This window comes from Streptomyces sp. ATLC9, assembly GCF_057196705.1.
Genome location: NZ_JBXUOY010000243.1, coordinates 1 through 7,828 on the forward strand (window position 1 = coordinate 1; position 7,828 = coordinate 7,828).

At 71.6% G+C, this 7,828-nt stretch carries 11 protein-coding genes and 1 pseudogene; 11 read left to right on the forward strand and 1 reads right to left on the reverse strand.

Annotation, left to right across the window (positions count from 1 at the left end; all coding sequences use genetic code 11):
• Nucleotides 1-71: 71 nt before the first annotated feature.
• From AC2CJA_RS21120 to AC2CJA_RS21135, 4 genes and pseudogenes are all read left to right on the forward strand, one after another.
• Nucleotides 72-1,274: pseudogene (locus tag AC2CJA_RS21120) on the forward strand (peptidase C39 family protein); the annotation flags it as partial.
• A gap of 146 nt (nt 1,275-1,420) precedes the next feature.
• Nucleotides 1,421-1,633 carry a hypothetical protein gene (locus AC2CJA_RS21125; protein ID WP_484604248.1) on the forward strand — a complete coding sequence of 71 codons (213 nt, stop codon included), beginning with the start codon at nt 1,421-1,423 and terminating at the stop codon, nt 1,631-1,633.
• Between the two features lie 264 nt (nt 1,634-1,897).
• Nucleotides 1,898-2,740 carry a helix-turn-helix domain-containing protein gene (locus AC2CJA_RS21130; RefSeq protein ID WP_484604249.1) on the forward strand — a complete coding sequence of 281 codons (843 nt, stop codon included), beginning with the start codon at nt 1,898-1,900 and terminating at the stop codon, nt 2,738-2,740.
• Nucleotides 2,737-2,949: a DUF397 domain-containing protein gene (locus AC2CJA_RS21135; RefSeq protein WP_484604250.1), complete on the forward strand. Its 213-nt coding sequence runs from the start codon at nt 2,737-2,739 to the stop codon at nt 2,947-2,949. Before AC2CJA_RS21130 ends, AC2CJA_RS21135 begins: the two co-directional genes overlap by 4 nt.
• Before the next feature lie 206 nt (nt 2,950-3,155).
• Here AC2CJA_RS21135 and AC2CJA_RS21140 read toward each other — a convergent pair whose 3' ends face one another.
• Entirely contained in the window at nt 3,156-3,710 is a 555-nt protein-coding gene (locus AC2CJA_RS21140; protein WP_484604251.1) for a YcxB family protein, read from the reverse strand.
• Nucleotides 3,711-3,822: 112 nt separating this feature from the next.
• Between AC2CJA_RS21140 and AC2CJA_RS21145 the strand changes: the two genes are divergently transcribed.
• The 7 genes from AC2CJA_RS21145 (at nt 3,823) to AC2CJA_RS21175 (ending at nt 7,768) form a co-directional block, all read left to right on the forward strand.
• Nucleotides 3,823-4,488 (forward strand): hypothetical protein, encoded by a 666-nt coding sequence (locus AC2CJA_RS21145; protein ID WP_484604252.1) that lies wholly within the window; start codon nt 3,823-3,825, stop codon nt 4,486-4,488.
• Nucleotides 4,489-4,610: 122 nt separating this feature from the next.
• Entirely contained in the window at nt 4,611-5,210 is a 600-nt protein-coding gene (locus AC2CJA_RS21150) for a hypothetical protein (protein WP_484604253.1), read from the forward strand.
• On the forward strand, nt 5,203-5,508 hold the full coding sequence (locus AC2CJA_RS21155; RefSeq protein WP_484604254.1) for a hypothetical protein: 306 nt from the start codon (nt 5,203-5,205) through the stop codon (nt 5,506-5,508). Before AC2CJA_RS21150 ends, AC2CJA_RS21155 begins: the two co-directional genes overlap by 8 nt.
• Nucleotides 5,509-5,607: 99 nt before the next feature.
• Nucleotides 5,608-5,832 carry a DUF4236 domain-containing protein gene (locus AC2CJA_RS21160; RefSeq protein WP_484604255.1) on the forward strand — a complete coding sequence of 75 codons (225 nt, stop codon included), beginning with the start codon at nt 5,608-5,610 and terminating at the stop codon, nt 5,830-5,832.
• 243 nt (nt 5,833-6,075) lie between these two features.
• Nucleotides 6,076-6,696: a DUF6230 family protein gene (locus AC2CJA_RS21165; protein WP_484604256.1), complete on the forward strand. Its 621-nt coding sequence runs from the start codon at nt 6,076-6,078 to the stop codon at nt 6,694-6,696.
• Nucleotides 6,687-7,082, forward strand: coding sequence for a DUF6114 domain-containing protein (locus AC2CJA_RS21170; RefSeq protein WP_484604257.1), 396 nt, complete (start codon nt 6,687-6,689; stop codon nt 7,080-7,082). Before AC2CJA_RS21165 ends, AC2CJA_RS21170 begins: the two co-directional genes overlap by 10 nt.
• Entirely contained in the window at nt 7,079-7,768 is a 690-nt protein-coding gene (locus tag AC2CJA_RS21175) for a hypothetical protein (protein WP_484604258.1), read from the forward strand. The genes AC2CJA_RS21170 and AC2CJA_RS21175 overlap by 4 nt, the downstream gene beginning before the upstream one ends.
• The last annotated feature ends 60 nt before the right edge of the window (nt 7,769-7,828 follow it).

Consider the following 7,828-nt stretch of genomic DNA (forward strand, 5'->3'; position numbering starts at 1 on the left):
GGGCCGAGGTGGACGAGGAAGGCGTCGTGCTGCGCCTGAGCGGCACGGACGTGAACCTGGCCGGCTGACGCCGGACCGGCCGCGGGCGGGGGGGGCCCCCCCCCCGCGGGGCCCCCCCCCCCCACCCCGGCATCACCATCGCCGTCCCCGCGGGCACCGCCGACTACACCGACCCGCACACCCGGCGCACCGCCACCTGGGAGTACGCCGTCTGGACCTCCCCCGTCCACCGCCTGCCGGTGCCCGCGAGCGAACTCGTCGCCTCCTGGAACGCCCACACCCCGGCCGGCACCTGGATCCGGATCGAGATGCGGGGCACCTACACCGACGGGACCGACACCCCCTGGTACACCCTGGGCGTCTGGGCCGCCGGCGACGAGGACATCCGCCGCACCTCCGTGGACGGCCAGGGCGACGGCAGATCCAGCATCTGGACCGACACCTTCTCCGTCGACGACACCTCCACCGGTCTGCGCCTGGCCTCCTACCGGCTGCGCGCCACCCTCCACCGCGCCCCCGGCGCCGACACCGCTCCCGTGGTCCGGCGCCTGGGCGCCATGGGCTCCGACGTCCCCGACCGCTTCGAGGTCCCGGCCTCCGCGCCGGGCGTGGCCGCGGGCGTCGAACTGGACGTCCCGCGCTACTCGCAGAACACCCACATCGGCCAGTACCCGGAGTACGACAACGGCGGCGAGGCGTGGTGCAGCCCCACCTCCTCGCAGATGATCATCGAGTACTGGGGCCGGGGGCCCACCGCCGAGGACCTGTCCTGGGTCGACCCCGACTACGCCGACCCCCAGGTCTGCCACGCCGCCCGCTTCACCTACGACTACCAGTACTCCGGCTGCGGCAACTGGCCGTTCAACATCGCCTACGCGGCCACCTACCGCGACATGCAGGGCATCGTGACCCGCCTGGACTCCCTCGCGGACGCCGAGTGCCTGATCCGCGCAGGCATCCCCCTGATCACCTCCCAGTCCTTCCTGGAGTCCGAACTCGACGGCGCGGGCTACGGCACCGCGGGCCACCTGATGACCGTCATCGGCTTCACCGAGGACGGCGACGTCATCGCCAACGACCCGGCCAGTGACAGCAACGAGGCCGTCCGCCGCGTCTACAAACGCCGGCAGTTCGAGAACATCTGGCTGCGCACCAAGCGCTACAACGCCAACGGCCAGGTCAGAAGCGGTACGGGAGGCATCTGCTACATCCTCTTCCCGGCAAAGCCAGCACCGAGTCAGCACCGCGCCCTGCGCGCGCTCGGCATCCGCTGACCCGGCGCCGTCGAAGACGGCCCCGAGCACCTGCCGGCAGCGCTCGCCGCCGTCGGCGGTGAGGTGGCCGTAGCGGTCCGCCGTGACCTTGATGGAGGCGTGCCCCATCCACCGCGACACCTCGTGGAGGGTGGGCGGCCCGCCGCGTGGCGGACTCACGCGCGGCCTCCTCCCCTTCCTCCCGGCTCTCCTCCGCCGCCGCCGTCGCGGGCGGCGCGGCTTTCCGCGTCGTGGCGGTCGTGCTGTCGCTCGTGGTCGCGGTGGGGGCCGTGGTGCAGTCCTACCGGATCGGGCACTCCGGCGCGGAGGCCACCTGGAGCGGGGAGTTCTCCGGGACCGGGGGAGGCGGGGAGGAGTGACCTCTCCACCGCGGGGCCGGGGCGCGTTCGGTTCCCCGGCCGCAGTGCGGCCAGAAGGCCGGTCTCGGAGACTGACCGGGACCCGAAAGCGTCGTGTGCCCCGATGAAGCCCGTATGCGGCCGGGCAGTTGCCCACGGTGCGATCGCGAGAGGTGCGGGCCACACTTGAGCCGGTTGTGCGCGTTACGGCGGCCGTTGTACGCGCTCCGCGCCGTGTCGTGACGCGGCGGAGCCGCGTTGCGCCCGGTGACGGAAGGGGACGGCATGACCGAAGTCGGCACTGACGACGACACACAGCTCGAGTTCGAACGCGGCACGGGGGTGCTGTGCGTGTTCGGCCGCCAGGTGAAGCGGTTCCGGACGCGCCTGGGCATGAACCGTGAGGAACTCGGCCTGGTGACGGGCTACTCGCCCGCGACGATCGCCTCGATCGAACAGGGCCGGCGCATCCCGTCGGACCACTTCATCGACAAGGCCGACGAGATGCTGGACGCGAGCGAAGTCCTCAAGGAGATGAAGGAGGAGATCCGCAAGGCCCGCTACCCGAGGTTCTTCCAGGGCGCGGCGACGCTGGAACGGGAAGCGGTCGAGCTGCACTTCTACGACACGCACGTGGTCAACGGTCTGTTGCAGACGGAGGAGTACGCGCGGCGCGTCTTCGAGATGCACCAGCCCGCTCTGGACGAGGAGACCGTCGAACGGCGCCTGGCGGCCCGTATGGCCCGCCAGGAAATCTTCACCAGGGGTTCCACGCCGCTGATGAGTTACGTCATCGAAGAGGTGGTGCTACGACGGCCCATCGGTGGCCGTGGTGTCATGCGAGGTCAGTTGGAGCGAATCCTCCAGGTCGGGCGGAGGCGCGACGTGGTCGTGCAGGTGATGCCGACGGACTGCGAGGAACACGTCGGCCTCGCCGGACCGTTCACCTTGATCGAGACCAGCGAGGGACGGCGTATCGCCTACGCCGAGGTGCAGAAGAGCGGCACCCTCTACACGGAGCGGAAGTCTGTCCGGGAACTCGAAGCGCAGTATGGGATCATCCGTGCTCAGGCGCTCACTCCGAGTGAGTCGATGGTCTTCATCGAGAGGTTGCTGGGAGAGACATGAGGGATCGAGAGTCGAAGCCGAGTACGGCGGAACCGGCTTGGTTCAGAAGCAGCTACAGCAGTGGTGAGGGCGGCCAGTGTGTCGAGGTCGCCGCTCGTCCCGAGGGCGTCCGCGTACGGGATTCCAAGGACATCGCCCGGCCCGGCCTGGCGGTCGGCCCGGATGCCTGGGCGTCCTTCCTCGGCCTGGCGTCCCGTTCGTACGTCTGACGTTCACGTCGCGCCTGTGCCCTGTGCTCCCAACTCCCTTGGAAGTACGGGGCACAGCCACGCCACCCCCTCTGCGATCACCGGTCACGGCCACCCCGATGGCGACCGTCGGGGCATTCGGCCACGGGCCGCCGGCGTGTGTCCGTCGCTTCAGGGCGGTGACCCCGGCCGGCCGTCGTCGCCCTCCGCGGGATTTCGCCGCCCGGTCAGACGCTGGACGGAAGCGGTTCGAGGTGCCGCGCCACGACCGCCCGTATCCCGACGACGTCCGCCCCGCCGCGCAGTCCGCGCTTCGGCAGCAGGGCCATTCCGCCCACCGTGTCGTCGACGACCAGTACGAAGAGGCTCGCCGTCTCGATGTAGTGGCGGAACGACGCCCACGGGATCGTGGTCTCCACGAGTGCCGTGGCGGCGTGTATCCCGTTGTCGTCCGCCCGCATGGTGTACTCGCCCTGGGAACGCGCGTACCTGGTCATCTGTCGCACCCGGTGCAGATGGTTCACCCACCCGCCCACGAGACTCCCCAGAACCGGGCACAGGGCCACGGCCACCAGCACGGTCACACCTTTGGGCGCCGAGAGCGTCAGGAGGGCCACAAGAACGGCCGCCGTGATCGGCACGGCGATCAGCGGAAGACGCCACCAGTGCGCGGAGGAGCCGGACCGTGCGCGCAGGGCCTCGGCCATGTCGGCCCGCGTCGGCGGATAGGCCAGCTCGATGTCGGCCGGCACCGGGGCCGTCTCCCGCTCCTCGTTCTCCATGGAGCGGGATCGTAGTGGCGCCCGGCGGACCGCCTTGACCAGGGCTCCCGGGCTCCGTGCCCCACTCTGCCGATTGTGGCTGACCGGTGCGTCCGGAGGGGATAACACCGGTATGGGTGATGACGATGCGGTCGGCTCGCAGCAGGCACCGGAACCCACTCCCGACGGAGGGCAGAACGCCACCATCGGACCGTTGGGCAGGAGGATCATCGGCGTCTGCATGGTGGGCATGGCCGTCGTGGCGCTTGTGGGCCAGACCCTGGGGCTCTGGCAGGGGATCTACGACTTGTTCGGCTCCGAGGGGAACGATGCTGCCCCGTCGGCGGCGGACGGTGTCCGCTCGCCTTCGGTCGAGGTATCCGGCCGGCCGGGGGCCGCGCCCCGCTGCGACGCGTCGGGCGACCGGCAGGTGCTGATCGAGCTCAAGGGGGAGCCGACCCGTTCCGGGGCGCACGCGGTGGCCACGGTGGAGTGCGAGGTCGCTCCGGGGGACCGCCTGTCGTGGGTGGTGCGCAAGGAGACCGGTGATCCGGACCGGCCGCGCGTCCACTACACCCTGAGGTACGAGCTGGGGCGGCAGGGGCCGGGGCGTTACACCTACGACGCGGATCTCAGCACCACCGCGCCGGGGTCCGAGCGGTCCCTGATCGCCGTCCTGATGGACGACACCACCTACCGCGAGGTGAAGGCGGGCAGGGATCCCGAGACCGCCTATGTGGACCTGCCCCTGCCCGTGCCCGTCGTGTCCAACTCGCTGCTGATCACCACACCCCGGTAGTAGCACGGCAGCAGAGGGCGGCCGCCGGGGACGAGTCGGCCGGGCCGGAACGCGCTTTACGGCCGCGCCCCCGGCCGTGAGACTGGTGCGGGGAGACGGCGCGGGGGAGGGGCAGGGCGAACATGGCAGCAGGAAGCGGGAGTTGGGGCAGACCGGTGCCGCTGGGGCAGGCCGGTGCGTCCGAGGCGGCCCACTTCGTCGCCGCGCCGCTGCTGGCCGGAGCCTGCATCGCCACCGTCGGCGTGCTGGGCGCGGACGCCGAGAAGTTCCGCTGGCCGGGCCCGGCGATGCTGCTGCTCACCCTCGCCTTCACCGCCCTCGTCGGCAGTGTGCAGTACGGCTTCCACGCCCGCCGTCACCTGTACTCCCCGGCGGACGTGGAGTCCTGGCATCCCCCGGACTCCTTCAGGCCCTCCGGTGAGGTGCTGCGCCGCGAGCAGCGCCGCCACTTCGGGGAGTGGCTGCGGCTGAGCCACCGGGCGGCGCTGGCCTACAACCTGGGGATCGCCCTGCTGGGCGCGGGCGGGGCGCTGGCCCTCGCGGCTCCTGAGGGCGCCTCGTTCTGGCACGCGGCGTGCCGATGGGCGGCGAGCGCCGTGCTGGCGGCCGGCGCCCTGGCGGAACTGGAGTGGACGCTGGGCGAGTGGTGGACGCGCAGGACGCTGCTGCGCGCCGCCCGGACCGGCGGGGGAGAGGATGGAGGGGAGGGACGCGGTGTCTGAGTCCGTCGTGCGCGCCGTCGGCGGCCCGTGGGAGCCGGAGGTGACGCACTGCTGCGTGTGCGGGGGGCCGCTGCTGCTGCGCGGACGCCCGCTGACGGTGCGTCCGCGCCTGTGGTCCCTGCGCGGGCGGGACTTCCTGGACGACCTGGCCTACGACCACGACGGCGGCTGCGCCGCGGCGTCGGTCCCGGCCGGGGTGCTCATCGGGATGAGCGGGGAGCAGGCCCTGGCGGAGGCGGCCCGCCGCGCGTCCTCTTCAGGCGAGGGGGAGGGCGGTACGGGGGACGGAGGCGGCTGAGTTCACCGGAGCCGAAGCCGGGCATACGGGCAACATCCGTACCCGGCGGGGCGGTTCGCCGCCGGGTACGCCGAGGACAGCCGAGCCGAGGAGGACCGTATGGCCGTCACGTTCCGCAAGAGCTTCCGGATCCTGCCCGGAGTGCGACTGAACCGCAGCCGTCGCTCCTGGTCACTCACCCTGGGCAAGGGGAAGGGCCCCAGGCGCACGTTCGGGCCCAGGGGACGCCGCACCACGTCGATGAACCTTCCCGGCCCTTTCACGAAGAGCTGCCGGAGGGTGGCCGAATGGCCGAAAAGGGGCTGCGCGGAACCTTGCCAGTGACCAGTGGCGTACCTAGAGTCAACCTACTCGCCGGTATTGACATGTTCACTAATACCTGAGGAGTCCCCGTGCGCCCCGGCCGGGCGCGGGGCGGGGCGGAGCCACGCCACCGTACATGCCGGGGCCCCCACCGGGCCGCGTGCGCCGGCACGGTACCAGCAGGCACCGGCACAGAACCGTCGCAACACGTATGCCACAGGCGCGTCCGTGAAAGGTTCGCGGGCTCCGCCGGAAGGGTGTGACATGAAGGACGAGCAGGAAAGACCCGTGGACGGCCGCGTCAGATGGCGCAGGTTCGCCGCCGTGTGCGTGCCCGGCTTCGCCGTCACCGGCGTACTGGCCGTCGCGCTGGCCGAAGGAGCCCTCGCCGCCTCGTTCGCCGTCTCCGGCCAGCAGTTCAAGGTGTCCGCGGACCAGCTCACCGGCGATGGCTTCGTGCAGTACGGCAGTGTGGACATCAACGCCCGCGACCAGTTGCTGCCCGTCGCGGTGACCGGCATCAGGCAGGCGGAGATGGAGAACCTGTGCCAGTCCGTCGTCACCACCCTGCCCGTGCTCGGCGACATCTCGCTGAAGTTGTCCGCCGGCAGCGGCGACAAGCCGGTGAAGGCCACCGACCTGTTCGTGGACGCCACCCAGCTCTCGGGTGACGCCTCGTTCGAGAACATCGAGATCGGCCGTGACGCCTCCACGCTGGACAAGGGCCCCGAAGGCGGTCAGGGCATGCAGGACGCCTTCTCCCAGCAGGCCGACACCGTGAGGATCAGTGATCTGAAGCAGACCGCGTGGGCGACGAACGCGGGCACGTTCAAGCTCGCCGACCTCAGCATGAAGATCACCAAGGGCAAGCACGAATGCTTCTGAAGTGGCGCCGCTGGCGCCGCGGCCGGCCCTTCTGGGGAGGGCTGGTCACCGTCGCCGCCGGCGCGGAGATCGCGGCCATCCCCCTGGCCCCGATGAAGGTCATGCTGCACCAGGGGATCGCGGGCGCCGTGTCCGTCCTCCTGGGCGCCGTACTGATCGTGCTGGGCCTGTCCGCCTGGTTCACGCCGCACTACCGCACCCTCACCGGCATCCTCACGGCCATGATCGCCGCGGCCGCGCTGGTCCTCTCCAATCTCGGCGGCTTCCTGGTCGGAACGGTCGCCGGACTCATCGGCGGAGGGCTCGTCTTCGGCTGGCAGCCGAGGACGGCGCCCGTGCCGGAAACCCCCCACCCCAACCCCCCTTTAGCCGAGGAGGAAGCGTGACCTGCAGCTCATCACGTTCCCGTACTCCCCTGTCGATAGGCGCCGGTCTGGCCGCCGCGGCCGCCCTGACCCTGGCCGGGGGCGGCACCGCCGCGGCCGGGCCGGACGTGGCGGGTCCCACGACCGTCACCCCCGCCGGGCACTACTTCGCCGCCGATCTCACCGGCAGCGCCACCTTCAAGGCCGGCACCGTGACGGTCACCTGCGCCGTCTCCAGCTCCGCTCCCACAGGCACCGGCGACGCCAACCGCGTCCCCGCCGCGCCGGACAACCACAACGCCGCAGGCCCGGTCGGAGGCCCCCTCGACGCGCCCACCTACAGCTCGTGCCGCACCAGCATGCCGGGCGTCTGGGCCACCGTCACCACCAGCGGCGAATGGGGTGTCCTGGTCCAGCACGGGTCGCCGTCCACCGCGACCCTGTCCATGCCCGGCGGCGGCCTGGTCGTCAAGACCAGCGGCCTGGCCAACTGCACCGTGACCGCCGCGCCCGACGCCGGCGCCCCGGTCCCCGGCACCTGGACCAACGGGTCGCCCTCCAAGCTCACCTTCACCAACGTCTCCGTGCCCGTCGACGTCGTCGGCGGATTCGGCTGCCCGACCAGCGCCGGCAGCTCCGTCTTCAACGCCACCTACGACATCACCGACACCACCGACCCCGCTTCGCAGATCACCGTGACCGACTGACCGGGGGAGCGGCGGCACCCCCCAGGGCCCCGGGCGGCGACCAGGCGACCGCCCGGGGCC